Annotated in this window: 21 protein-coding genes; 9 read left to right on the forward strand and 12 right to left on the reverse strand. The window is 66.6% G+C overall.

Going from position 1 to position 24,355, the window contains the following annotated elements; genetic code table 11:
* Nucleotides 1–820 precede the first annotated feature (820 nt).
* Nucleotides 821–2,206, forward strand: coding sequence for a GntP family permease (locus EWH21_RS21970; RefSeq protein ID WP_037056042.1), 1,386 nt, complete (start codon nucleotides 821–823; stop codon nucleotides 2,204–2,206).
* 124 nt (nucleotides 2,207–2,330) lie between these two features.
* Complete coding sequence (locus EWH21_RS21975; protein ID WP_277699327.1) at nucleotides 2,331–3,890, forward strand: acyl CoA:acetate/3-ketoacid CoA transferase; 1,560 nt, start codon at nucleotides 2,331–2,333, stop codon at nucleotides 3,888–3,890.
* An 86-nt stretch (nucleotides 3,891–3,976) separates the two neighbouring features.
* On the opposite strand, the gene speB is transcribed toward EWH21_RS21975, so the two are convergent.
* Entirely contained in the window at nucleotides 3,977–4,942 is a 966-nt protein-coding gene (speB, locus tag EWH21_RS21980) for an agmatinase (protein ID WP_277699328.1), read from the reverse strand.
* Nucleotides 4,943–4,970: 28 nt separating this feature from the next.
* Nucleotides 4,971–6,044 carry a polyamine ABC transporter substrate-binding protein gene (locus tag EWH21_RS21985; RefSeq protein ID WP_277699329.1) on the reverse strand — a complete coding sequence of 358 codons (1,074 nt, stop codon included), beginning with the start codon at nucleotides 6,042–6,044 and terminating at the stop codon, nucleotides 4,971–4,973.
* 140 nt (nucleotides 6,045–6,184) lie between these two features.
* Between EWH21_RS21985 and EWH21_RS21990 the strand changes: the two genes are divergently transcribed.
* Both EWH21_RS21990 and EWH21_RS21995 read left to right on the forward strand, forming a co-directional pair.
* On the forward strand, nucleotides 6,185–7,078 hold the full coding sequence (locus EWH21_RS21990; RefSeq protein WP_277699330.1) for a LysR family transcriptional regulator: 894 nt from the start codon (nucleotides 6,185–6,187) through the stop codon (nucleotides 7,076–7,078).
* 81 nt (nucleotides 7,079–7,159) lie between these two features.
* Entirely contained in the window at nucleotides 7,160–7,717 is a 558-nt protein-coding gene (locus EWH21_RS21995; protein ID WP_047589086.1) for an NADPH-dependent FMN reductase, read from the forward strand.
* 63 nt (nucleotides 7,718–7,780) lie between these two features.
* On the opposite strand, the gene EWH21_RS22000 is transcribed toward EWH21_RS21995, so the two are convergent.
* From EWH21_RS22000 to EWH21_RS22010, 3 genes are read right to left on the reverse strand one after another with little or no spacing between them, the layout of a single operon-like run.
* Nucleotides 7,781–8,482 carry a type 1 glutamine amidotransferase gene (locus EWH21_RS22000; RefSeq protein WP_277699331.1) on the reverse strand — a complete coding sequence of 234 codons (702 nt, stop codon included), beginning with the start codon at nucleotides 8,480–8,482 and terminating at the stop codon, nucleotides 7,781–7,783.
* Complete coding sequence (locus tag EWH21_RS22005) at nucleotides 8,482–9,627, reverse strand: aminotransferase class III-fold pyridoxal phosphate-dependent enzyme (protein ID WP_277699332.1); 1,146 nt, start codon at nucleotides 9,625–9,627, stop codon at nucleotides 8,482–8,484. The genes EWH21_RS22000 and EWH21_RS22005 overlap by 1 nt, the downstream gene beginning before the upstream one ends.
* Nucleotides 9,620–10,339 (reverse strand): MOSC domain-containing protein, encoded by a 720-nt coding sequence (locus EWH21_RS22010; protein WP_277699333.1) that lies wholly within the window; start codon nucleotides 10,337–10,339, stop codon nucleotides 9,620–9,622. The genes EWH21_RS22005 and EWH21_RS22010 overlap by 8 nt, the downstream gene beginning before the upstream one ends.
* Before the next feature lie 102 nt (nucleotides 10,340–10,441).
* On the opposite strand from EWH21_RS22010, the gene EWH21_RS22015 reads away from it, so the two are divergent.
* From EWH21_RS22015 to EWH21_RS22030, 4 genes are all read left to right on the forward strand, one after another.
* Nucleotides 10,442–11,329 carry a LysR substrate-binding domain-containing protein gene (locus tag EWH21_RS22015; RefSeq protein WP_037056049.1) on the forward strand — a complete coding sequence of 296 codons (888 nt, stop codon included), beginning with the start codon at nucleotides 10,442–10,444 and terminating at the stop codon, nucleotides 11,327–11,329.
* Between the two features lie 82 nt (nucleotides 11,330–11,411).
* The gene (locus EWH21_RS22020) at nucleotides 11,412–12,011 is read left to right on the forward strand and encodes a TetR/AcrR family transcriptional regulator (RefSeq protein WP_277699334.1); all 600 of its coding nucleotides are present in this window, start codon (nucleotides 11,412–11,414) and stop codon (nucleotides 12,009–12,011) included.
* On the forward strand, nucleotides 11,989–12,867 hold the full coding sequence (locus EWH21_RS22025; RefSeq protein ID WP_277699335.1) for an alpha/beta fold hydrolase: 879 nt from the start codon (nucleotides 11,989–11,991) through the stop codon (nucleotides 12,865–12,867). The genes EWH21_RS22020 and EWH21_RS22025 overlap by 23 nt, the downstream gene beginning before the upstream one ends.
* Before the next feature lie 439 nt (nucleotides 12,868–13,306).
* Entirely contained in the window at nucleotides 13,307–13,966 is a 660-nt protein-coding gene (locus tag EWH21_RS22030; RefSeq protein ID WP_037056052.1) for an endonuclease, read from the forward strand.
* 62 nt (nucleotides 13,967–14,028) lie between these two features.
* Here the strand turns inward: EWH21_RS22030 and hutC are convergent, their stop codons facing one another.
* From hutC to hutI, 6 genes are all read right to left on the reverse strand, one after another.
* Complete coding sequence (gene hutC / locus EWH21_RS22035) at nucleotides 14,029–14,739, reverse strand: histidine utilization repressor (protein ID WP_037056053.1); 711 nt, start codon at nucleotides 14,737–14,739, stop codon at nucleotides 14,029–14,031.
* A gap of 128 nt (nucleotides 14,740–14,867) precedes the next feature.
* A complete protein-coding gene (hutH, locus tag EWH21_RS22040) occupies nucleotides 14,868–16,409 on the reverse strand; it encodes a histidine ammonia-lyase (protein ID WP_037056054.1) in 1,542 nt (513 codons plus the stop codon).
* A complete protein-coding gene (gene hutU / locus EWH21_RS22045) occupies nucleotides 16,406–18,076 on the reverse strand; it encodes a urocanate hydratase (RefSeq protein ID WP_152489764.1) in 1,671 nt (556 codons plus the stop codon). The genes hutH and hutU overlap by 4 nt, the downstream gene beginning before the upstream one ends.
* Nucleotides 18,077–18,115: 39 nt before the next feature.
* Nucleotides 18,116–19,441: a YjiH family protein gene (locus EWH21_RS22050; protein WP_277699336.1), complete on the reverse strand. Its 1,326-nt coding sequence runs from the start codon at nucleotides 19,439–19,441 to the stop codon at nucleotides 18,116–18,118.
* Nucleotides 19,442–19,534: 93 nt separating this feature from the next.
* Nucleotides 19,535–20,473, reverse strand: coding sequence for a formimidoylglutamase (hutG, locus tag EWH21_RS22055; protein ID WP_134676463.1), 939 nt, complete (start codon nucleotides 20,471–20,473; stop codon nucleotides 19,535–19,537).
* A complete protein-coding gene (hutI, locus tag EWH21_RS22060) occupies nucleotides 20,463–21,674 on the reverse strand; it encodes an imidazolonepropionase (RefSeq protein WP_179555017.1) in 1,212 nt (403 codons plus the stop codon). The genes hutG and hutI overlap by 11 nt, the downstream gene beginning before the upstream one ends.
* Nucleotides 21,675–21,889: 215 nt before the next feature.
* On the opposite strand from hutI, the gene EWH21_RS22065 reads away from it, so the two are divergent.
* Nucleotides 21,890–22,489 carry a HutD family protein gene (locus tag EWH21_RS22065; protein ID WP_277699337.1) on the forward strand — a complete coding sequence of 200 codons (600 nt, stop codon included), beginning with the start codon at nucleotides 21,890–21,892 and terminating at the stop codon, nucleotides 22,487–22,489.
* Nucleotides 22,490–22,540: 51 nt separating this feature from the next.
* Here the strand turns inward: EWH21_RS22065 and EWH21_RS22070 are convergent, their stop codons facing one another.
* Entirely contained in the window at nucleotides 22,541–24,319 is a 1,779-nt protein-coding gene (locus EWH21_RS22070; protein ID WP_277699338.1) for an acyl-CoA dehydrogenase C-terminal domain-containing protein, read from the reverse strand.
* Between the last annotated feature and the right edge of the window lie 36 nt (nucleotides 24,320–24,355).

Here is a 24,355-nt window from a genome sequence, read left to right on the forward strand (position 1 = left end):
AGAGATCATTGCCAACCACAGGTACGTAGCCCGGATGAAATCCGGGGAACAGGCACCACGACAGCCCCGGATTGCATCCGGGCTACGGCGCCGGACTTTCAGCGAACCGGCCATTGGCGGGTTGCACCCGCCCTACGCATTCGTCGTACACAGTCACCGTAGGAGCGGCTTCAGCCGCGATGCTCTCTCGCCCCCCTTCGCGGCTGAAGCCGCTCCTACAGAGATCGTTGCGAACCACAGGTACGTAGCCCGGATGAAATCCGGGGAACAGGCACCACGATGACCCCGGATTGCATCCGGGCTACGGTGCTGGACCTTCAGAGAGCCGGTCATTGGCGGGTTGCACCCGCCCTACGCATTCGTCGTATGCAGTCGCCCGACACAGTGACCGTAGGATCGGCTTCAGCCGCGATGCTCTTTCGCAGCCCTTTGCGGCTTAAGCCGATCCTACAGATATCGTTGCCAACCGCAGGTACGTAGCCCGGATGAAATCCGGGGAACAGGCACCACAATGGCCCCGGATTGCATCCGGGCTACTGCGCCACCAAGTATCCAGATCTCTGGAATACCTACTCGCACAAGTCCACAAATCTGGACTAAATCCATGAATCTGGACACTCATTCACCTATATCCACCACGCCCCTGCCTGCCAAACCCGCCTGAAATCCCCCAGCCACAGGCCTTTGCGCCCTATCGACCAAAGTCTCACCCGAGACTGGCACGACTCTGGCTCTATAGCCGTCAAGGGCGCACTGCCGCACACGCGCCTGCTCATACAACGGCCCAGCGCCGCTAGAACAACAACAAAAGGAATCACCCATGGGTACCCTCGGTATTCTGCTGTCGCTCGCATTGTTAATGTACCTCGCCTATCGCGGCATCAACGTCCTTATCCTCGCCCCGCTCCTGGCCCTGCTGGCACTGCTGTTCGCTGGCGACATCGGCCTGCTGCTGCCCACCTACACCCAGGTGTTCATGAAAGCCATGGGCGGCTACGTGATCCAGTTCTTCCCGTTGTTCCTGCTGGGCGCACTGTTCGGCAAGTTGATGGACGACTCAGGTTCGGCCCGCGCCATCGCCCACGGCATCGTCGCCAAGGTCGGCAGCGAGCGCGCCATCCTGGCCATCGTGCTGGCCTGCGGCATCCTCACCTACGGTGGCGTGTCGCTGTTCGTCGTGGCCTTCGCCGTGTACCCGATCGGCGCCGCGCTGTTCCGTGAAGCGGGCATTCCCAAGCGCCTGATCCCCGGTGCCATCGCCCTCGGCTCGTTCACCTTCACCATGACCGCGCTGCCCGGTACGCCGGCGATCCAGAACGCCATCCCCAATCCCTTCTTCGGTACCGACGCTTTCGCCGCACCGGGCCTGGGCGTGATTGCCGGGCTGATCATGTTCGGCCTCGGCACCTGGTGGCTCACCGCACAGTCGCGCAAGCTGATGGCGGCAGGCGAAGGCTACGGCGAACACCGTGACGATCCGGTCGTCGAGGAGCGCCGCGACATTCCCGGCTTCTGGCTGGCGCTGCTGCCGATCTTCGTGGTGATCGGCCTGAACTTCCTGATGGCCAAGCAGATTCTCCCGGCGGTGGACACCAGCTACCTGGCCAAACCGGAGTTCGGCGGTCTGCAGGATGCCAGGTCGCTGATCGGTATCTGGTCGATCATCGTCGCCCTCGGCGTGGCCATCGTGCTGCTCATCGGCCTGCACTGGAAGCGCTGGATGGACCTGAAGAAGAGCGTCAACGACGGCGCCTTCGGCTCCATGCTGCCGATCCTCAACACCGCCGCCGAGGTGGGCTACGGCACGGTGATCGCATCGCTGGCCGGCTTCGTCGTCATCCGTGACCTGGTGCTGGGCGTCTCGAGCAACCCGCTGATCTCCGAAGCGGTGGCGGTGAATATCCTCGCCGGCATCACCGGCTCGGCGTCCGGCGGCATGTCCATCGCGCTGAAGACCCTCGGCGAGCAATACCTGACCCTGGCCACCGCCGCCGGCATCAGCCCCGAGCTGCTGCATCGCGTCGCCGCCATGGCCTCCGGCTGCATGGACACCCTGCCGCACAACGGCGCGGTGATCTCGCTGCTGGCGATCTGCAAGCTCACGCACCGCGAGTCGTACAAGTTCATCTTCGTCAACACCGTGGCCTTCCCGATGATGGCCCTGGCCGTGGTGATCACCCTGGGCACCCTGTTCGGCAGTTTCTGACGAGGCAGGTGAAGCCTGCACTCAGGCACGGAGGGTTGACGTACAGCGGTACGCAGCCCTCCCCGCCTGGGCGCAGGCAGCTCCCCGTAGCGCAATGTGTTCAATCGTTTTTCGAGTACCCGCCATGAGCAAGATCATGACCGCCGCCGCCGCCGTGGCGCGCATCCCGGACAACGCCAACCTGGCCACCGGTGGTTTCGTCGGCATCGGCTTCGCCGAGCAGATCGCCATCGCCCTGGAGCAGCGCTTTCTCGCCGAGCAGGCGCCCCGCGACCTGACCCTGGTGTACGCCGCCGGGCAAGGCGACGGCAAGGGTCGCGGCCTCAACCACCTGGCCCACGAGGGCCTGGTGCGCCGTGTGATCGGTGGCCACTGGGGCCTGGTGCCGGGGCTGCAGAAGCTGGCCGTAGACAACCGCATCGAGGCCTATAACCTGCCGCAGGGGGTGATCTCCCAGCTGTTCCGCGACATCGCCGCCGGCAAGCCGGGGCAGCTGTCCCGTGTTGGCCTGGGCACCTACGTCGACCCGCGGCATGGTGGCGGCAAGCTCAACGCGCGCACCACCACCGACCTGGTGCGGCTGATGCCCATCGACGGCGAGGACTACCTGTTCTACCCCAGCTTTCCGGTGCATGTCGGCGTGGTCCGCGCCACCAGTGCCGATGCCGACGGCAACCTCAGCTTCGAGCGCGAGGCGCTGACCATCGAGAGCCTGGCCATCGCCATGGCTGCGCGCAACAGCGGCGGCCTGGTCATCGCCCAGGTCGAGCGCGTGGTCGAACGTGGCTCGCTCAACCCGCGCCAGGTGAAGATTCCCGGCATCCTGGTGGACTGCGTGGTGGTGGCCGAACCCGCCAACCACCAGCAGACGTTCGCCACCGCCTACAACCCGGCCTTCGCCGCAGAAACCCGGGTACCGGTGAACAGCCTGGCACCCATGCCGCTGGACGTGCGCAAGCTGATCGCCCGCCGTGCGGCGCTGGAGCTGCAGGCCGGGGCGGTGGTCAATCTCGGCATCGGCATGCCCGAGGGCGTCGCCGCTGTGGCCGCCGAAGAAGGTGTGATCGAGCGCCTGACGCTCACCGCCGAACCCGGCGTGATCGGTGGCGTGCCGGCCTCGGGCCTGGACTTCGGTGCCGCCAGCAACCACAGCGCGCTGCTCGACCAGCCCTACCAGTTCGACTTCTACGACGGCGGCGGCCTGGACATCGCCTTCCTCGGCCTGGCCCAGGCCGACGCGGCGGGCAACCTCAACGTGTCCAAGTTCGGTTCGCGCCTGGCCGGTGCCGGTGGCTTCATCAACATCAGCCAGAACGCCAAGCAGGTGGTGTTCGTCGGCACCTTCAGCGCCGGCAAACAGGACATCCGCATCGAGGATGGCCAGCTGCGCATCGTCGAGGATGGCGACATGCGCAAGTTCGTCGGCGAAGTGGAACACCGCACCTTCGCCGGCCAGCTGGCCGCCGAACGTGGCCAGCCGGTGCTCTACGTCACCGAACGCTGCGTGCTGCGCCTGACCCGTACCGGCCTGGAGCTGATCGAGGTGGCACCGGGCGTGGACATCGACCGCGACATACTCGCGCGCATGGACTTCGCCCCCATCGTGAACCAGCCCAGGCTGATGGATGCACGACTGTTCAGGCCCGAGCCCCTCGGGCTGGCCCACTCACTGGGCACTCTTTGAGCGTGAACTTGCGGGCCTGAACGGGCCCGTTTTTTTGCCCGGAGCCAGCGCGCCTTGCAGGACGGCCCCCGCCTCACCGCTCCACCCTAGGTCTCTTCACCCAGCTTATGCCGCGCGGCGTACAGGCAAATCATCTCCATCGCCAGAGTGGCTGCGGCCAGCGCGGTGACCTCGGCGTTGTCGTAGGGTGGCGCCACCTCGACCACATCCATTCCGACCAGGTTGATACCGCGCAGACCACGCAGGATCTCCAGCGCCTGATGACTGGAAAGCCCTCCGCAGACCGGTGTGCCGGTGCCAGGGGCGAAGGCCGGATCGAGACAATCGATATCGAACGTCAGATAGACCGGGTGCTCGCCCACCCGTGCACGAATGCGCTCGGCGATCTGCTCCGGCGTGCTGCGGTGCACTTCGCGGGCATCGAGCACCTGGAAGCCCATGACGTCATCGTTGGTGGTACGCAGGCCGACCTGTACCGAACGCGCAGGGTCGACAAGGCCCTCACGCGCGGCGTGATAGAACATGGTGCCGTGGTCGATGCGCTGGCCCTCCTCGTCTGGCCAGGTATCGCTGTGCGCATCGAAGTGAATCAGCGCCAGCGTGCCGTGTTTCTTCGCATGCGCCTTGAGCAGTGGATAGCTGATGAAGTGATCGCCACCCAGGGTCAGCAGCGCACTGCCTGCGTCGAGGATGCGCGCTGCGTGTGCCTCGATCGCCGCCGGGGTGTCCTGCGGCGTGCCATGGTCGAAGTAGCAGTCGCCGTAGTCGACACAGGCAAGCAGGTCGAACGGGTCGAACTCCCAGGGAAAATGCCGCGCCCAGGCCGACTGGATCGAAGCGGCACGGATCGCCCTCGGGCCGAAGCGGCTACCGGGACGGTTGGTGGTGGCGGTGTCGAAGGGCACGCCGCTGATGGCCAGGTCCACACCCGCGAGATCTCGGCTGTAGCGTCGGCGCATGAAGCTGGTGATGCCGGCGTAGGTGGGTTCGGCGGCAGTCCCGTAGAGACCGTCGCGGGTGATGGCTTGGTCGTTGTCGAAGGCTTGGTCCATGGTGGCTCTCGCTCTCTCGGGTAAGTGCTCAGTACTGGCTGCGGAACGCCGTCCACAGGCGGGTGCGCCGGCGCTGCTCGCGCAGACTCAGCACCTGCTCGGCGAACAGGCGCTCGCGCACCGCCTCGGGCGGGTAGATATCCGGGTCGCTACGCACCGCATCGTCAAGCAATGGGGTGGCGGCACGGTTGGCATTGGCGAAGAACAGTTCGTTGGTCAGCTCGGCGATTGCCGCCGGCTGCAACATGAAGTCGATGAAGGCGCGGGCGTTCTGCGGGTGTGGCGCGTCCGCCGGGATGGCCATGGTGTCGAACCAGATCAGCGTGCCTTCGCGCGGAATGCGGTAGAGCACCTCGAAGGGCTGCCCGGCCTCGGCGGCGCGTGCGGCAGCCATGCCGGCATCGCCGGTGTAGGTCAGCGCCAGGCAGGTTTCGCCTCTGGCCAGGTCATCGATCTGCCGGGCACTGCCGACGTAGCGCAGGTTGGGTTGCAGCGCGGCGAGCAAGGCGCTGACGGCCTCCAGATCTTCGGCCCGAGCACTGTAGGGCGACTTGCCCAGGTAGTTGAGGGCAACGGCGATCACCTCCTGCGGCGAGTCGAGCACGGAGATGCCGCAATCCCTGAGCGCAGTGGCGTATTCGGGCTTGAACAGCAGGTCGAGGCTGTCCAGCGCCATACCGGGCAGGCGCTGCTCCACGGCCTGCCTGTTGATGGCCAGCCCGACCGTGCCCCAGGTGTAGGGCACGCCGTACTGGTTACCGGGGTCGACACTGGCCAGCTTGGCCAGCAGTTCGGGGTCGAGGTTGACGGCGTTCTGCAGCGTCCCGACCGGCTGCAGCGCCCTGGCCTGGATGGCGCGCGACAGACCGCTGGATGCGGGGAACACGACATCGTAGCCACTGCCCCCGGTCATCAGCTTGCTTTCCAGCACATCGGTGCTGTCGAAGGTGTCGTACTTGACGCGAATGCCGGTCTCGGCCTGGAAGCGCTGGAGCGCCTGCGGTGCCACGTAGTCGGCCCAGTTGTACAGATTGAGCTGCCGGGGCTCCGCCATCAGGGGCGTGGCGACGACCAGGAGCAACAGGCTTGCAGCAAGACGCATGGTTCTATCCTCGGGCAGAGTCGGTTGGCCGTGCCTCTCTGGTGGAGGCTGGGATGTCTGCATCCTGCGCGCAGCGTTGCTTCGGATAAATACGAAGTGTTCTACTCCAACATCGACCGTCATCAATGTATGGAGCCGCCATGCTCAACCAACTGCGCGACCTCGACCTGCAGCTGCTGCGGCTGTTCGTCACCGTGGTGGAAAGCGGCGGTTTCAGCGCCGCACAGGGTGAACTGGGCGTTGGCCAGTCGACCATCAGCACACAGATGGCCAAGCTGGAGACACGCCTCGGCTTTCGCCTGTGCGAACGTGGCAAGGCGGGGTTTCGCCTGACCCCCAAGGGTGAGCAGGTGCTGGCCGCCACACGCAAACTGTTCGCCGCCATTGAAACGTTCAAGGGCGAGGCCCAGGGCATGGCCGACATGCTGCTCGGTGAGCTGCGCATCGGCCTCTCCGAAGCCCTCTCGGACGAGGTGCTGGAGCGTATCGCTGAGGCCATCGGACGCTTTCGCCAGCGCAACCAGGCGGTGCAGATCGAACTGCTCAGCGCCATGCCCGCCGAGCTGGAGCGGCGCCTGCTGCAGGACCAGCTGCAACTGGCCATCGGCTATTTCTCCGGCAGCCAGACGGCACTGGACTACCAGCCGCTGTTCGCCGAACGCCAGCGTCTGTACTGCGGCCGCCAGCACCCGCTGTTCGAACGGCAGACGCTGAGCGTCGATGACCTTCGGGGCTGCGACCGCGTGGTGCACCCCTACCGTTTCATCGCCGCCGACGAGCCCTGGCAGGGCGGCACCAGCAGCGCACGCTGCGAACAGGTGGAAGGGAGCCTCGCGTTCATCCTCTCGGGGGCTCACCTGGGCTACCTGCCCGAGCACATTGCAACCCCCTGGGTAGCCCGTGGCAGCCTGCGCGCACTCCCCGGCGACTGGGATTTCAGCGTGTGCTTTCGCCTGGCGAGCCACCGTGGCCATACCGCCAGCGAGGCGCAAAAGGCCTTCGCCGAAGACCTGTTGCACGGCTTCGGCGAATGACCCCACTCGCACTCGGCACCGCCTGAAACATCCGGGGTCTATAGTGGTGATTCCTTCCTCACCACGCCTTCTGGAGTACACATGAGCAAGACTTACAATGTCGCCGTGCTGGTCGGTAGCCTGCGCAAGGCCTCCATCAATCGCAAACTGGCCCTGGCCCTGGCCGACCTGGCACCCGCCTCGCTGAACCTGGAGATCGTCGAGATCGGCGACCTGCCGCTGTACAACGAGGACGCCGATGGCGACAGCGCACCCGCTACCTATGCGCCATTTCGCAGCAAGCTGAAGGCAGCCGACGCGGTGCTGTTCGTCACCCCCGAGTACAACCGCTCGATCCCCGGTGCGATGAAGAACGCCATCGATGTCGGTTCGCGCCCCTACGGCCAGAGCAGCTTCAGCGGCAAGCCCGGCGCCGTGCTCAGCGCCTCGCCCGGTGCCATTGGCGGCTTCGGCGCCAACCATCATCTGCGCCAGTGCCTGGTGTTCCTCGACGTCCATGTGCTGCAGCAGCCGGAGGCCTACCTTGGTGGCGCCGGCAGCTTCTTCGATGACAACGGCAACCTCAGCGACGGCATCAAGCCGTTCCTGCAGAAGTTCATCGACGCCTACGCGGCCTGGGTCGCGAAACAGGTCGGCTGACGGCAGAAGAAAACACGCCCCGGCGGTAGAACGGGGCGTCGCGACAGACTCGCAAAAGGGTGTTCAGGTCATGTGGGCATGAGCACCCGAGAGGTAATCGAGCACGCGAAACAGCGTGGCGTTGGCCGAGGCGGCGTGCGGCGCGCCGTCACGAATGGCGGCGATGTCCTGTGCAGTGGAGCGCCCCGGTTCGGCCGCGTCCTGCTGCAGGCGCTCGTCCAGGCTGGCGCCGTCGCACTCCAGCTGACACAGCAAACCGATGGCCCGCTCCTGCCAGACGAAGCCCTGCAGCTCGGCGACGGGCGAGCCGTACAAGGCGATGGCGCCGTGCGGCAGGCTGCAGGTCTCGCGCTGCCAGTGCAGCGCCAGCAAACGCGGCGGCAGCATGCGCCCGAGCGGTGACTGGCGTGACGACGCGCATTTCTCCAGCTGCCACCAGCCAACCTGCACGTCCGTATCGGCATGCTGGATACGTGCGCCCAGCGCTTCGGCCAACAACAGGGCACCCAGACCACTGCCGAAGACCCGCTTGCGCGCCAGCAAGGCACGGTGTATCAGGCGCTTCTCGGCGGACATCCACAGGTGATGGCGCTCGTCGTGCACGCTCAACGCACCGTCGAGCAGCATCAGCAGGTCGAACTCATCCAGTCCCGGCAGCGGGGCGCCAGCGTACAGCCGGTGCCAGCTGACCTGGTGCCCGTCCAGCCAGCGGTCCAGCGCCGCAGGGCCGGCACTGGGCGTGTGTTGCAGCAGCGCGATACGCATCAGGCGACCTCCTCACAGCGCTGTTCGACTCGTCGCAATGCCCGGCCCAGACGCCTGAGCATTTCCTCGACATTGCCATGGCTCACCGTCAGGGCCGGCGACAGGCGCAGGCACTCGTCACCCGCCATCCCCAGCAGCAGCCCCTGCTCCCGGGCCGCCCGCTGCACGACGCGCGCACGCTGTCCGATCAATGGCAGGCCGAGCATCAGCCCGTGCCCCCGCAGCGGCCCATGAGCATGACGCCGCGCCAGATGGGCCAGCCCCTCGCGCAGGTGTTCGGCCACCTCACGCGTCTGCGCGAAGAAGCTGCCGTCGAGCACGGCACCCAGCACCGCGACACCGGCCACCGTCAGCAATGCCTCGCCCGGACAGGCCTGCGGCAGCGCATCGGCAGCCGCGTTGGCGATCCGCCCACGCGCCAGCACGGCCGCCAGCGGCAGGCCGCCCGCCAGGGCACTGCCCAGCGTGAATAGGTCGGCGCGCACGCCGTACAGTTCCTCGGCCAGCAGTGCGCCACAACGTCCCATACCACTGCTGCTTTCATCGAGGATCAGTACGGCGCCCTGCTCGCGGCATAGCCGCTGCGCGCCTTGCAGGTATTCCAGTGTCGCCGGCACCACGCCCCTGACGAGCTGCAGCGGCTCGATCAGCACGGCGGCGCAGCGCAGGTCGACCACCGCCGCCAGGGCATCGAGGTCATTGAAGGGGACGCGCAGCACACGCGTCGCCCCGAGCTGCGCGGGCAGCTCGACGTGGCTGCCGTCGAGCACTACCAGGGTGTCGGCGGCGGGGTTCTGTTCCGCCGCCCATTGCAGCGCCAGACGCACCGCCAGCCCGTTGGCTTCGACCGGGCCGCTGCAGAACGCCACGCGTTCGCTGCCGGTCGCCTCGCACAGGCGCGCCGCCAGCTTGAGCTGACCACGGCTGCAGTACTGGCGACCGGGACTGACCAGCAGTTCGGCCTGCCGCCGCAGTGCATCGAGCAGCAACGTCGGGCTGTGCCCCAGGCTGTTGCCGCCCATGCCCTGCTCGAAATCCAGATAGGCCCTGCCTTCGGCATCCCACAGCCAGGAACCCTGGCCGCGCACGAACACCGGCGCGGCACGTTCACCCATCAACTGCAGGCGCGCCATGCTGTCACGCATAACGACGCCCACCCTCGGCCACCACACCCTCCAGCGGCACACCCTGCAGGCGTGCCGACCAGTCCTCCAGGCGCCCGCTGCGCAGGCGCTGCGCCGCGATCTCGCGCCAGCGTGCGGAGAGCGCCGGGCACAGCTGCAGCTGCTGCAGGCCGGCGCGCTCCATGGGGAAGTGGTAGAAATGCTGCAGCGCCTGCGCCACGCTGAGGCTCGGGTAGCTGCGCTGGACCAGCTCGAAGGGCATCTCGGCACTGACGAACCCTGGCCTGAGCACGCGGTAGAACCAGCCGCAGCGGCCACTGTCCTGTACCGCCCTGGCCAGTTCCGGGTTGGCACCCGGGCGGTTGAGGCGATAGCAGGGCGAGCGCGGCTGGCTCACCTGCAATAGCACGTCCCCCCAGCGGAAGATATCGCCGATGCACACCTGCTCCTCGCTCAGCCCGCGGCTGGAAAGGTTTTCCCCGAAGCTCGACAGCGGCCACTGCAGCTCGGGGTAATGCGAGCGCCAGTAGGCATAGTGCTCGCTCGGCAAGTGGTGCAAGGCGCGCTCCGGCCCGCCATGGAAGCGTGCATCGCCCTGTTCGTCCTGGCCCAGCCCCTGGGGCCACAGCCACAGACGGTGCTCAGCCCGCTGCTTGCAGCGCGCGGCACTGAGGCCACCGCCAATATCTTCAGCTTTACCTATGAATACACCCAGGATCTCGACCTGCTTCACCGACCGCTCCGGCCTTATCGGCTGTTGATCATGCGGCTAGACTAGGGAGCATCGGGCCATTTTGACATTTCGATTTCCCTGCTTGATTCATAATCAGAACTTATGGATTTTCGCCAACTCCGCTATTTCGTCGCGCTCTACGAGGAAGGTCACGTCGGCCGTGCCGCCGAGCGCCTGAGCATTTCTCAACCGGCGCTGTCGCAGCAGATCCGCCAGCTGGAGGGCGATCTGGATGTCGGCCTGTTCCAGCGCAATGGCCGACGCCTGCTGCCGACGCTCGCCGCGCATACGCTGTACAACCACGCGGTGCCGCTGCTGGACGGCATGGAGCGGGCCCGCGAGGCGCTGCGCAGCTTTCGTGGGCCGGGGCCGCGCAGCCTGTCCATCGGCGTGTTGCAGACGGTCAATGCCAGCCTGGTGCCGCTGCTGCTGGAGCGTCTGCAGCAGGCGCAGCCACAGCTGGTGGTGAAGCTCTTCGAGCTGTCCGGCGTGGACATCGAGCGGCGCCTGCTCAGCGGCGGTCTGGACATCGGCATCGGCTTCCTGCCGCCGCGCCAGCCGGGCCTGCACAGCCTGGCGCTGTACGAGGACGAACTGCAGCTGGTGGTGCAGGACGATCATCCGCTGCGCGACTTCCGCAAGGTCTCGCTGAGCCAGGCGGCGGAACTGCCGATGCTGCTGCTCGGCGAAGAGTTTCGCGTACGCCAGATCTGGCAGGAACAGCTCGCCCTGCTCGGTCGCCGGCCCCAGGTACAGGCCGAGCTGAACCATATGAACGGCATCCTCGACAGCCTGCCGCACACCACGCTGGCCAGCGTGCTGCCGGGCCGCGCGCGGCAGATGCACGCCCATCACGGGCTGCTCTGGAAGCCCCTCAGCGAGCCGCGCATTCCCCTGCAGGTGGGCCTGGTCTACCGCGACGCACAGCGCCAGCAGGCGATGATCGACCTGCTGCGTAGCGCACTGGACGGCGCCTGGGAAACACCCTGACCCATGGGTGATTGCCGATATGCCTTCACCCACGGCCTGAATGACACTCGCCACTAGACCGACCGGTCTACATAATTCAGCCATGAACAAGAGCACACGTGACAAGCTGATCGATGCCATGATCGACGCCCTGCAGCGCAAGGGCCTGCATGGTGTCGGCCTGAGCGAACTGCTGGCCAGCGCCGGCGCTCCCAAGGGCAGCCTCTACCACCACTTTCCGGGCGGCAAGAGCGAACTGGCGGTCGCCGCCATCGAACGCGTCGGCCAGCGCGCGGAGAAGGCCTTCGCCACGCTCTTCGAGCGCCAGCCCGACCCGCTCGATGCCCTGGCCACCTGGCTGCACGGCGCCCTCGACCAGTTGCAGGGCAGCGCTTTCGAGAGTGGCTGCCCGCTGGCCGCCGTGGCCCTGGAAAGCGGCCCGGCCGACAGCGAGATTCGTGCAGCCCTGGCCAACGCTTTCAGCGCCATTCGCCAAGCCCTGCAACAGCAGTTGCAACGCCACGGCTACCCCCAACCGGAGGGGCTCTCCGCCCTGTTCGTCGCACTCTACGAAGGCGGCCTGCTGCAAGCACGCGCCGCCGACAGCAGCGAGCCACTGAAACAGGCCGCTACCACCCTGCTCCACCTGACCCGCCAGCAGCACACGGAGGCCAGCCAGCATGACCGCATCCATTCGCAGTGAAACCCTGTCCCTGCTCGCCCTCGACGACTACCCGTTGACGGCGACGCGCTACCACGCCGAACAGGCGCACGCGCAATTGCTGATCGCCGGTGCCACCGGCGTGCCGCAGGGTTTCTACCGGCGCTTCGCCGAGCATGCCGCGCGCCGCGGCTTCAATACCCTGACCCTGGACTACCGTGGCGTCGGCCAATCCAGGCCCGCTACTTTGCGCGGTTTCGAGATGGAATATCTGGACTGGGCGCACCTCGACCTGGCTGCGGCAGTCGACCAGCACCGGCATGCCGAACGGCCGCTGTACATGATCGGCCACTCGTTCGGCGGGCACGCCTTCGGCCTGCTGCCCAACCATGATCAGGTCGCCGGCTTCTACACCTTCGGCACCGGCGCCGGCTGGCATGGCTGGATGCCCAGGGCCGAGCAGGTGCGTGTACTGGCCATGTGGCGGCTGATCGGCCCGCTGATGACGCGCTACAAGGGCTACCTGGCCTGGAGCAAGCTGGGCATGGGTGAAGACCTGCCAATGGGCGTCTACCGGCAGTGGAAACGCTGGTGCCGCTACCCGCGCTATTTCTTCGACGACCCGCAGATGCCGGGCCTGGCCGAACGCTTCGCCCAGGTCGTCACCCCCGTGATGGCGCTCAATACGCTCGATGACCTGTGGGCGCCACCGGCCTCACGCGACGCCTTCATGGCCGCCTACGTCAATGCGCCGTACCAGGCGCGCACACTCGATTCCCAGGCCGAGGGGCTGGGCAATGTCGGTCACATGGGCTACTTCCGTCCGGCCGCGCAGCGCCTGTGGGACGAGACGCTGGACTGGTTCGAGCAATTGCAGGCCGAGCGGCAGGCGGCGTGAGCGCCACGCGACGGCGCCGTCGCTGCATCAGCGTGTGACGATTGCCGTTGCGGAAATTCGAAAGCCGGAAAAAAGAAAACCCCGCGATTGCGGGGCCTTGCAGACTGTTGTCCTGACATCCTTGATCTGCTCACCGTCCTGGTGGCTGTCCAGTGTGTCCCTGTTCGTTTGTGCGCTTCCTGCGCTGAATCCATGGAAAGAAGAGTACGCCCGTACCTGAAACACCGACAGTGGTGATAATCGGGACATCATGTAAGCCATGACTTACACGCTTTCACCCCGCAGTTGAGGCCACGCTGCGGCGCCCGTTGCCACGCGCCTCAGGGTCCTTTGCGCACCTTGCAAATGCTGGCGCAATGCCTCGTGCTTTTGTGACGCACGTCTTGCTAGACTTCACTTTGTCCTACAAGAAACCTCCCCCGGCAATGGCAGCCAAAGCATGCGTACGGTCATCCTGTTTCTGGGTTGCCTGGCAACCTGCGTCAGCGTTTCCGCTCTGGGCAGCGGACAAAGTCAGTTGGGCAACGTCAAGCAAGCCATCGACCAGGCGTTCTGGCAGAGCCTCTATGGCAATGGCGGCACTACGCTGTATTGCGGCAAGGCGTTCGAGAGTGGCGGCGGCGCACTCACCGCCAGCCCGATCTACAGCAGCAAGCAGCTCAAGAGCGCCATGCGCTGCGTGACCGATCGTCAATGCACGATCATGAACCCACGCTATCCCTACATCGCCGCCGACCTGCACAACCACTACCCGGCCCTGACCCGGGTGGAGCTGGTCAGACGCAATGCGCAGTTCGGCGAGCTGGGTGACGATGTATCGAGCAAGTTCGCCGATATCGGCTGCGACATGAAGAACAGCTTCCAGCTGGTCGAGCCGCGCGACGAAGCCAAGGGCAATATCGCCCGGGCGATCTTCTACATGCACGTGGAATACGACCTGCCCATCGTCGGCCTGATACCGATGTTCAAGGCCTGGCACCGCCTGGACCCGCCCGATGCCGATGAAAGGGCGCGCAACGACAGGATCGAGGTGCTGCAAGGCACGCGCAACCGCTTCATCGACGACCCGGACCTGGTGGATCAGTTGATCGGCGACTGAGCCGACGCAGTGGCAAGCGCCTTGAGCGCGACAGGACGGCTGCGGATCGCCTCGCCCAGCGCCTAGCTTCTGCGCTTGTGCAGCGAACGCAGCTTGTAGCGCTCGCCCGGATGGATCAGGCGCGCATAGCTGATCAGATGGTCACCCGACCAGGTCCGCCGGATCACGCTCAGGCAGGGCATGGCGGGGTCGATCTGCAACTGCTCGGCGGTACGCGCATCCACCAGCACGGCCTCGACCACATGCTCGACATCAGACATCGGGCTGCTCGCCACCAGCACCTCGTTGGGCGTGCGCTGGCTGAAATCGGTCTGCAGGTAGTCCGGCACCCAGCGCGGATTGACGAAGCGATCCTCCAGCTGGATCGGCAGGCCATCCTGCAGGTGCACCAGCACGCTGTGAAACACCTCGGCCCCCAGGCGCACGCCCAGGCGCAAGGCGACCTCGTCGTCCGCCGCGATGGCCTCGCAGCGCAGCACCTGGTTGGAATAGGCATGGCCGCGACCACGCACTTCACTGGCGATATTCATCACCTCGTGCAGCGGCGATTCGGCCTTGCGGTCGGTGACGAAGGTGCCCAGGCCGGCCTGGCGTACCAGGTAGCCCTTCTGCACCAGATTCTGGATCGCCTTGTTGGCGGTCATGCGGCTGACGGAGAAATCGCGGGCCAGCTGCTCTTCCGGCGGAATCTGGTGATTGACCGGATAAGCACCGCCGTGAATGCGTTCGAGCAGAAAATCCTCGATGGCCTTGTAGCGCGGGGTGGTGGTCACGAAAGCTCCTTGGTGAATCCGGCTGCGCGGATGATAACGCGACAACCGCCGTTCGCTGTAGGAACCGGCTTGCCGGCGCCAGGCGTGTGGGCCTGATCGCCTGCGAGCGGACTCCTACAGGGCCTGGATCAGCCCACGGAAGGCAGCATCCCGGCCGGCAGCAGGGGCGTCAGCACGCGTTCGGCCAGCAGCTCGTTGGCCGCGGCGATGTCCGGCGCGAAGAAGCGATCCTCGACGTAGTACGGCACCTCGCCGCGCAGGATTTCCCGTGCCTGTTCCAGCGCCGGGGTGCTCTTCAGGCCTTCGCGGAAGTCCAGGCCCTGGCAGGCGCCCAGCCACTCGACGGCGAGCACGCCACGGGTGTTGGCGGCCATTTCCCACAGGCGCTTGCCGGCGCCGGGCGCCATCGACACATGGTCTTCCTGGTTGGCCGAAGTCGGCAGGCTGTCGACGCTGTGCGGATGGGCCAGGGCCTTGTTGTCGCTGGCCAGCGCCGCGGCGGTGACCTGGGCGATCATGAAGCCGGAGTTGACCCCGCCATTGGCCACCAGGAACGGCGGCAGCTGCGACATGTGCTTGTCCATCATCAGCGAGATACGACGCTCGGACAGCGAACCGATTTCGGCGATGGCCAGGGCGATGTTGTCGGCGGCCATGGCCACCGGCTCGGCGTGGAAGTTGCCACCGGAGATGACTTCGCCTTCGGCGGCGAACACCAGCGGGTTGTCCGATACCGCGTTGGCCTCGACGCCCAGCACCTCGGCCGCCTGGCGCAGCTGGGTCAGGCAGGCGCCCATGACCTGCGGCTGGCAGCGCAGCGAATACGGGTCCTGCACCTTGTCGCAGGCCTCGTGGGAGCGGCCGATCTCGCTGCTGTCGCCGAGCAGGTGACGGTAGGCCACGGCGGCATCGATCTGTCCGCGCTGGCCACGGGCAGCGTGAATGCGTGCATCGAACGGCGAACGCGAACCGAGCAGCGCCTCGACGCTGAGCGCGCCGCAGACGCTGGCAGCGGCGTACAGGTCTTCACCCTCGAACAGCCCGCGCAGGGCGTAGGCAGTGGACACCTGGGTGCCATTGAGCAGGGCCAGGCCCTCCTTGGCGGCCAGGGTCATCGGCTCCAGGCCGGCCACGGCCAGCGCCTCGGTGGCCGACAGCCACTCGCCCTTGTGCCGTGCCTGGCTCTCGCCGAGCAGCACCAGGGACATGTGCGCCAGCGGCGCCAGGTCGCCGGAGGCGCCTACCGAGCCCTTGAGCGGAATGTGCGGGTAGACCTCGGCGTTGACCAGGGCGATCAGCGCGTCGATCACCTTGCGCCGGATGCCGGAGAAACCGCGCGCCAGGCTGTTGATCTTCAGCACCATGATCAGGCGCACCATGGCGTCGCTGAGCGGCTCGCCGATACCGGCCGCGTGCGACAGCACCAGCGAGCGCTGCAGTTTTTCCAGGTCATGGCTGGCGATGCGGGTCGAGGCCAGCAGACCGAAGCCAGTGTTGATGCCATAGGCGGTGCGGCCCTCGGCGATGATGCTTTCGACGCAGGCGACGCTGGCGTCGATCGCCTGATGGGCGCTCGGGTCCAGGGTCAAGCGCACCGGAGCCTGGTAGACGGTGCGCAGGTCGGCCAGGGTCAGCTGGCCAGGGTTCAGGTTCAGGGCAGTCACGTTCATTCTCCTTTGCCGATCATCGGCAGGTTCATACCCTGCTCGCGGGCACAATCGATGGCGATCTGGTAACCGGCATCGGCGTGACGCATTACACCAGTACCGGGGTCGTTGGTCAGCACACGGGCGATACGGGCGGCGGCCTCGTCGGTACCGTCACAGACGATCACCACGCCGGAGTGCTGGGAAAAGCCCATGCCCACGCCGCCACCATGGTGCAGCGACACCCAGGTGGCACCGCTGGCGGTGTTGAGCAGGGCGTTGAGCAGCGGCCAGTCGGACACGGCATCGGAGCCGTCGGCCATCGCCTCGGTCTCGCGGTTGGGGCTGGCCACCGAACCGGAGTCGAGGTGGTCGCGGCCGATCACCACCGGCGCAGACAGCTCGCCACTGCGGACCATTTCGTTGAACGCCAGGCCGAGCTTGGCACGCAGGCCCAGGCCGACCCAGCAGATGCGCGCCGGCAGGCCCTGGAAGCTGATGCGCTCGCGGGCCATGTCCAGCCAGCGGTGCAGGTGCTCGTCGTCCGGGATCAGTTCCTTGACCTTGGCGTCGGTCTTGTAGATGTCCTCGGGGTTGCCGGACAGCGCCGCCCAGCGGAACGGGCCGACACCACGGCAGAACAGCGGACGGATGTAGGCCGGCACGAAGCCCGGGAAGTCGAAGGCGTTGGCCACGCCCTCTTCCTTGGCCATCTGGCGGATGTTGTTGCCGTAGTCGAAGGTCGGCACGCCCATCTTCTGGAAGTCGAGCATGGCCTGCACGTGCACGGCCATCGACTGCTTGGCCGCCTTGACCACTGCGGCCGGATCGGTGGCGGCGCGGTCCTTGTACTGCTCCCAGGTCCAGCCGATCGGCAGGTAGCCATTGAGCGGGTCGTGGGCGCTGGTCTGGTCGGTGACCATGTCCGGGCGCACGCCACGCTTGACCAGCTCCGGCAGGATCTCGGCGGCGTTGCCCAGCAGCGCGACGGAGATGGCCTTGCCTTCGGCGCAGTACTTGGCGATGCGCGCCAGGGCGTCGTCGAGATCGCTGGCCTGCTCGTCGACGTAGCGGCTGCGCAGGCGGAAGTCGATGCTCGACTGCTGGCACTCGATGTTCAGCGAGCAGGCACCGGCCAGGGTCGCGGCCAGCGGCTGGGCGCCGCCCATGCCGCCGAGACCGGCGGTGAGTACCCAGCGCCCCTTGAGGTTGCCGTCGTAGTGCTGGCGACCGGCCTCGACGAAGGTCTCGAAGGTGCCCTGGACGATGCCCTGGCTGCCGATGTAGATCCAGCTGCCGGCGGTCATCTGGCCGTACATGGCCAGGCCCTTGGCATCCAGCTCGTTGAAGTGTTCCCAGGTGGCCCAGTGCGGCACCAGGTTGGAGTTGGCGATCAGCACGCGCGGCGCGTCCTTGTGGGTGCGGAACACGCCGACCGGCTTGCCCGACTGCACCAGCAGGGTTTCGTCGTCGTTCAGCTCCTTCAGGGTTTCGACGATCTTGTCGAAGCACTCCCAGTTGCGCGCGGCACGGCCGATGCCGCCGTACACCACCAGCTCCTTGGGATTCTCGGCCACGTCCGGGTCGAGGTTGTTCATCAGCATGCGCAGCGGCGCTTCGGTCAGCCAGCTCTTGGCATTCAGTTGGGTACCACGCGGGGCGCGGATTTCGGTGTCGCGGAACTTGGTCATGTTGCGGGCTCCTGGGGAGAACGGGTTAGTCACGGGCGGTCAGAGCCAGCCCAGAAATTGTGCGAGGTACGCCAGGGGGATGGCGAACAGCAGGCTGAGCAGGGTGCGCTGCAGCCAGATCAGCAGCAGTTGCCCCATGCTCAGGGGAATCCGCGTGGCCAACACGCAGGGAATCGAGGCGGAGAGGAACAGCACGCTGCTCACCGAGACGATGGCGGTGACGAACTTGACCAGCACATCGGCGTCCTTCAGCAACATCGCCGGCAGGAACATTTCCGCGAGGCCGGAGGACAGGGCGCGGGCCACCTGCATCGGCTCGTCCAGACCGAACAGCCAGGTCAGCGGGTAGAGCAACACGCCGAGGGCATCGAACAGCGGCGTGTACTTGGCCGCGAGCAGCCCGAGCAGGCCGACGGCGAGAATGCTCGGCAGGATCGCGGCGGTCATGCGCAGGCCGTCGACGAAGGTCTCGCGCAGCGCGCAGAGCAACGATGGCGCGCTGCCCGCCTGCTCCAGGCCGGCTCGCCAGGCACTGCCCAGGCGGCTTTCCCCGGCCTGCAGCTGCGCCTCGGGGATGGTCTCGGACGGCAGCCGCGAGAGTGGGTAGATGCGCGCGCTGACCGCAGTCACGCTGAAGGTCACGGCCATGGCTCCCCAGAAATACAGGTTCCACTGCCCCATCAGGCCCAGGGTCTTGGCGATGATCACCATGAACGGCGCGGACACGGTGGAGAAGCCGGTGGCGATGATTGCCGCCTCACGCACGCTGTAGTGCCCCTGCTGGTACATGCGGTCGGTGATCAGCAGGCCCACCGAGTAGCTGCCGACGAACGACGCCACGGCATCGATGGCCGACTTGCCGGGTGTCCGCCAGATCGGCCGCATCACCGGTTGCATCAGCACGCCGATCAGCTCGAGCAGGCCGAAGCCGATGAGGAACACCAGGGCCAGCGAACCCAGCGGCACGATCAGTGCCAGACTGAGCACCAGCTTGTCGAACAGAAACGGCAGCATGCCCGGCTGGTACAGCGCCTGCGGCCCGAGCTGCAGCAGGTAGGCCAGTCCGATCAGCAGACCGAATACCTTGAGGACGCTGAACGCGGTGTGGGTCAGGCTCCTGCGCCAGCTGCCGTCGAGCCAGGGTGCCAGCGCGCCGTAGAGCATGAACAGCAGGGCCAGGCCGATCACCAGCGGGCGCGCGTGCAGTTGCAGGGCGCTGGCGGCGTGGTCGAGGAGGATGGTCGAGCGCCCGCCGATGTCGAATGGCACGAAGAACAGCAGCAGGCCGATCAGGCTGTAACCCAGCAGGCGCGCCAGGGCACGCGGGCGCGACACGCTGCCGCTCAGTGACAGGGGTTCAGACATGGCGCGGCTCCTGGCCGCTGCGGCGGACGATGACGTACATGGGAGGTTCCTCGTAGTTGTTGTTGTGCGAGAAAGCGTCGGGTTGGCGCCTGCTCAGAGACTGAGCAGGTGAATCAGGCGCGCCGCCGCCTTGGCGGTGCGGTTGTCGATGTCGTGGTTCGGGTTGAGCTCGGCGAAATCCACCAGACGCAGCTTGCCGCTGCGCTTGAGGCCTTCGAGCAGCGGCTCGAGCAGCGCCAGCGGTACCCCGCGCGCGGCCGGTGCGCTGACGCCCGGCGCCTCGCAGGCGGGCAGCACGTCGATATCGATGGTCAGGTACAAGGCGTCGCAGTCGGCGAGGAAGGTCTCCAGTTCGGCTGCGATGGCGGCCAGGCCGGCCTCGCGCATCTCGTGGTCCTCGCGCACCAGCACGTTCAGCTCGGCGGCGCGGGAGAACAGCGCGCGGGTATTGCTGGCTCGGCTGACGCCCAGGCAGGCGTAGTGGAACGGCCAGCCACGGGCCTGGCACTGCTCGGCGATCTGCGCGAAGGGCGTGCCCGAGGACTGCACGTGAGCCGGATCGCGCAGGTCGAAATGCGCGTCGAAGTTGACGATGCCGATCTTCGGCGCCGTCTTCCGTCCGGCGAAATGCTCGGCCAGGCCGGACCAGCTGCCGAAGGCCACCTCATGGCCGCCACCGAGCACCAGCGGCAGGTGCCCGGCCTCCAGCAGCGCGCAGACGCCACGCGCCAGGCGCGCCTGGGCGGCGGCCAGGTCGCCGTCCTCGCAGATCACGTCGCCGGCGTCGAAGGCCGGCGCTTCACGGTGCCAGGCCAGGTTGGCCAGAGCCTTGCGCAGGGCCAGCGGCCCGCCGGCGGCGCCGACGCGACCATGATTGCGTCGCACGCCCTCGTCGCAGGCGAAGCCGAGCAGGGCCAGGCCTGGCTCGCGGGCCTCGGCCAGCGGCTGGATGCGCTGGTGCCAGCGCGGGCTGTCCGGCTCGGGGTCGATACGGCCGGTCCAGGCGTCGAGGGAGAAACGATCAGCGAGCATGGGTGATGACTCCGTTGAAAATGCGCTGGCGCAGGCGCCCGCTCTGCACCGCATAGGCCAGCTCGGCCGGGTGCTGGATGTCCCACAGGCACAGGTCCGCCGCTGCGCCGACGGCGATCCGTCCCAGCTCGGGCAGGCCGAGGGCGCGGGCAGCATGGGCGGTCATGCCGGCCAGGGCTTCACGCGGGGTCAGGCGGAACAGGGTGCAGGCCAGGTTGGCCATCAGACTCGGCATGCAGATCGGCGAGGTGCCGGGGTTGGCGTCGCTGGCCACGGCCATCGGCACCTGGTACTGGCGCAGCAGGTCGATGGGCGGCAACTGGGTCTCGCGCAGCACGTGGAAGGCGCCGGGCAGCAGCACGGCAACGGTGCCGGCCTCGGCCATGGCCCGCACGCCGGCCTCGTCGAGGTATTCGATATGGTCGGCCGACAACGCGCCGTAGCGCGCGGCCAGGGCGCTGCCACCGAGGTTGGACAGCTGCTCGGCATGCGCCTTGATCGCCAGGCCGTGCGCCTGGGCGGCCTGGTAGATGCGCTCGCACTGCGCCGGGGAAAAACCGATGCCTTCGCAGAACACATCCACCGCGTCGGCCAGCCCTTCGCCAGCGGCGGCCGGGATCATCTCGTCGCAGACCAGGCTCACATAGTCATCGGCGCGTCCCGCGTATTCCGGAGGCAGCGCATGGGCACCCAGCAGCGTGGCGGTGACGCGCACCGGGCGCAGCTCGCCGAGACGACGGGCGACACGCAGCATCTTCAGTTCGTCGCTCAGGGTCAGGCCATAACCGGACTTGATCTCCACGGTGGTCACGCCATCGGCGAGCAGCGCGTCGAGACGCGGCAGGCTGGCGGCGAGCAGCGCCTCCTCGCTGGCTTCGCGAGTCGCGCGCACGGTGCTGAGGATGCCGCCGCCGGCCTTGGCGATCTCGGCGTAGCTGACCCCTTCCAGGCGCTGCTCGAATTCACCGGCGCGGTCGCCGGCGTAAACCAGGTGCGTGTGACAGTCGACCAGGCCCGGCGTCATCACCCCACCCTGCCCCGCTTCGACGGCGCCCTGGGCGTCCGCCTCGGCGAACGCACGCGACGGCCACATACCGACCACGCGACCGTCGTCGACGCGCACGGTCATCGCCTCGTCCAGCAGCGCCTGGCCATCGAAGACCTGAACGTCGCGCCACAGCTGTTTCGAATTGGAATGCATCTGGCTGGTGCTCTTTGCGCTTTATTTGTATATACAATAGAAACGAATCGAATCGACGTCAAGCCGGCGACGCATGCCAAGATCATCCGCCTGTCGCTTGACCGTTGCAGCGATACGTTATGATTGCAAACACCTCCGCGACACGCGGGGAATGACGAGGCAAGCGGTCGCCATACCGGCGATCCGCTCAATATGTATATACATTAGAGAAGACCATGCCCTACACCCTGCTCGACCCCAGCAGCGCCATCGCCATGCCCTGGAAGAACGGCGGCGGCTCGACGCTGGAACTGGCCATCTGCCCGGCAGGCGCCAGCCTGGACGACTTCGACTGGCGCATCAGCAGCGCGAGCGTCGCCTCCAGCGGTGCCTTCTCCCGCTTCCCCGGCATCGACCGCAGCCTGGTCGTGCTGGCCGGCGAGGGCTTGCACCTGCAGCGGGAAAACGGCCGGCGCGAGACGCTATCGGGCGACGGCACCATCGCAGTGTTCGGCGGTGAGGAAGCGATCAGCGCGCAGCTGCAGGACGGCCTCATCACCGACCTCAACCTGATGACGCGACGCGGCGCCTGGACGCATGACCTGCAGGCGCTGAGGCTGCAGGGCGAACAGCTCGTGGAGAACGATGCCGAAGTGCTGCTGCTATGGAACGCGGCGCAGACCGCCGTCAGGGTCGATGCAGGCGGTGTACTGCACGACATCGCGGCGGGCAACGGCCTGCTCGTGGAGAACGAGCCGGGGCCGGGGCCGCTGCACCTGCAGTCGCAGCGCCCTGCCCTGCTCTACCTGGGCAGGCTGAACGCGCGCTGCCGCTGAAATGAAAAACCCCGGCACAGGGGCCGGGGCTCATCCACCACGCAGCAGAACTCAGAACTGCGCGGCATCCAGCAGGTACAGCGATTCGCTGCCGGCCCTGACCGAGGCGCTCAAGGAGTGAACGCGCGGCAACAGGCGGGCGAAGTAGAAGCGCGCCGTGCCCAGCTTGCTGGCGTAGAACTCGTCCTGAGCTTCCTTGCCCAGCGCCGCGCGCGCCATCAACGCCCACATGTAGGCGTAGGCGGTGTAGCCGAACACGTGCAGGTACTCCACCGACGCCGCGCCGATTTCGTTGGGGTTGCTCTTGGCACGATCCAGGACCCAGGCGGTCAGCTCATCGAGGTTCTGCACCGCCGCGGTCAGCGGCTGGGTGAACTCGGCGAGGCCGGCATCGGCCGAGGCGACGAACGCCTTGATCTCGTCGGACAGGTGCTTGTAGAAGCTGCCACCGCTGCCCACGATCTTGCGCCCCATCAGGTCCAGCGACTGGATGCCGTTGGTGCCTTCGTAGATCTGGGTGATGCGGCAGTCGCGCACCAGCTGCTCCTGGCCCCACTCGCGGATGAAGCCATGGCCGCCAAAGATCTGCTGGCCATGCACGGTGGTTTCCAGCGCCATGTCGGTGAGGAAGGCCTTGGCCACCGGCGTCAGCAGGGCGACCAGTTCGTCGGCGCGCCTGGCGGTGTCCTTGTCCTCGCTGTACTTGGCGGTGTCCAGCTGCATGGCGACGTAGCTGGAGAAGGCACGACCGCCCTCGTTCAGCGCCTTCATGGTCAGCAGCATGCGACGCACGTCCGGATGCACGATGATCGGGTCGGCTGCTTTGTCTTTTGCCTGCGGGCCGGTCGGGGCACGGCTCTGGATGCGCTCGCGCGCATACTCGACGGCGCTCTGGTAGCTGCGCTCACCCAGTGCCAGGCCCTGGATACCAACGCCCAGGCGCTCGTAGTTCATCATGGTGAACATGGCGTTGAGGCCCTTGTTCACTTCGCCGACCAGGTAGCCGGTGGCGCCATCGAAGTTCATCACGCAGGTGGCCGAGGCCTTGATGCCCATCTTGTGTTCGATGGAGCCGCAGCCCAGGGCGTTCTTCTCACCCAGCGAGCCGTCGGCATTGACCATGACCTTGGGCACGATGAACAGCGAAATGCCTTTCGGGCCAGCCGGCGCATCCGGCAGCTTGGCCAGCACCAGGTGGATGATGTTCTCGGTCAGGTCGTGCTCACCACCGGTGATGAAGATCTTGGTGCCGGTGACCTTGTAGCTGCCATCGGCCTGGGGCTCGGCCTTGGTGCGGATGATGCCCAGGTCGGTGCCGGCATGCGGTTCGGTCAGGCACATGGAGCCGGCCCAGACGCCGGCATACATGTTCGGCAGGTACTGCGCCTTCAGCTCTTCGCTGGCGTGGTTGAGAATCGACAGGCAGGCACCGGCGGTCAGCATCGGGTAGAGACCGAAGGACAGGTTGGCCGAGTTGACCATTTCCTCGACCTGGGCGCCGATCACCTTGGGCATGCCCATGCCGCCGAACTCCGGCGAACCACCGACACCCACCCAGCCGCCTTCGGCGTAGGTCTGGTAGGCCTCGGGGAAGCCTGCCGGCGTTTTCACCGCGCCGTCGTCCCAGGAGCAGCCTTCTTCATCGCCACTGCGGTTCAGCGGCGCGATGCTGCCTGCGGTGACCTTGCCGGCCTCCTCCAGAATGGCGCTGGCGGTATCGGCATCGACCACTTCGGCCAGGGCCGGCAACTCGGCCCAGAGCTTGGAGACATCGAATACTTCATTGAGCACGAAGCGCATGTCGCGCAGGGGGGCTTTGTAATCGGCCATGACACATCCTCGAAAAGCGGACTTACGTATGTGGAC

Origin of the sequence: Pseudomonas sp. REST10, assembly GCF_029542605.1 — a bacterium.
In the GTDB taxonomy this organism is placed as follows: Bacteria; Pseudomonadota; Gammaproteobacteria; order Pseudomonadales; family Pseudomonadaceae; genus Aquipseudomonas; species Aquipseudomonas khazarica.

What these genes read in the sequence shown, in the direction of transcription:
- EWH21_RS21990 (WP_277699330.1), top strand. Translation starts at nt 6,185, where the DNA reads ATGCTCAACCAACTGCGCGACCTCGACCTGCAGCTGCTGCGGCTGTTC.
- EWH21_RS22050 (WP_277699336.1), bottom strand. Translation starts at nt 19,441, where the DNA reads ATGTCTGAACCCCTGTCACTGAGCGGCAGCGTGTCGCGCCCGCGTGCC.
- speB (WP_277699328.1), bottom strand. Translation starts at nt 4,942, where the DNA reads ATGGACCAAGCCTTCGACAACGACCAAGCCATCACCCGCGACGGTCTC.
- hutU (WP_152489764.1), bottom strand. Translation starts at nt 18,076, where the DNA reads ATGACCAAGTTCCGCGACACCGAAATCCGCGCCCCGCGTGGTACCCAA.
- hutG (WP_134676463.1), bottom strand. Translation starts at nt 20,473, where the DNA reads ATGCTCGCTGATCGTTTCTCCCTCGACGCCTGGACCGGCCGTATCGAC.
- EWH21_RS22015 (WP_037056049.1), top strand. Translation starts at nt 10,442, where the DNA reads ATGGATTTTCGCCAACTCCGCTATTTCGTCGCGCTCTACGAGGAAGGT.
- hutH (WP_037056054.1), bottom strand. Translation starts at nt 16,409, where the DNA reads ATGAACGTGACTGCCCTGAACCTGAACCCTGGCCAGCTGACCCTGGCC.
- EWH21_RS21995 (WP_047589086.1), top strand. Translation starts at nt 7,160, where the DNA reads ATGAGCAAGACTTACAATGTCGCCGTGCTGGTCGGTAGCCTGCGCAAG.
- hutI (WP_179555017.1), bottom strand. Translation starts at nt 21,674, where the DNA reads ATGCATTCCAATTCGAAACAGCTGTGGCGCGACGTTCAGGTCTTCGAT.
- EWH21_RS22025 (WP_277699335.1), top strand. Translation starts at nt 11,989, where the DNA reads ATGACCGCATCCATTCGCAGTGAAACCCTGTCCCTGCTCGCCCTCGAC.
- EWH21_RS22020 (WP_277699334.1), top strand. Translation starts at nt 11,412, where the DNA reads ATGAACAAGAGCACACGTGACAAGCTGATCGATGCCATGATCGACGCC.
- EWH21_RS22070 (WP_277699338.1), bottom strand. Translation starts at nt 24,319, where the DNA reads ATGGCCGATTACAAAGCCCCCCTGCGCGACATGCGCTTCGTGCTCAAT.
- EWH21_RS22000 (WP_277699331.1), bottom strand. Translation starts at nt 8,482, where the DNA reads ATGCGTATCGCGCTGCTGCAACACACGCCCAGTGCCGGCCCTGCGGCG.
- EWH21_RS22065 (WP_277699337.1), top strand. Translation starts at nt 21,890, where the DNA reads ATGCCCTACACCCTGCTCGACCCCAGCAGCGCCATCGCCATGCCCTGG.
- EWH21_RS21970 (WP_037056042.1), top strand. Translation starts at nt 821, where the DNA reads ATGGGTACCCTCGGTATTCTGCTGTCGCTCGCATTGTTAATGTACCTC.
- EWH21_RS21985 (WP_277699329.1), bottom strand. Translation starts at nt 6,044, where the DNA reads ATGCGTCTTGCTGCAAGCCTGTTGCTCCTGGTCGTCGCCACGCCCCTG.
- EWH21_RS22030 (WP_037056052.1), top strand. Translation starts at nt 13,307, where the DNA reads ATGCGTACGGTCATCCTGTTTCTGGGTTGCCTGGCAACCTGCGTCAGC.
- EWH21_RS22005 (WP_277699332.1), bottom strand. Translation starts at nt 9,627, where the DNA reads ATGCGTGACAGCATGGCGCGCCTGCAGTTGATGGGTGAACGTGCCGCG.
- EWH21_RS21975 (WP_277699327.1), top strand. Translation starts at nt 2,331, where the DNA reads ATGAGCAAGATCATGACCGCCGCCGCCGCCGTGGCGCGCATCCCGGAC.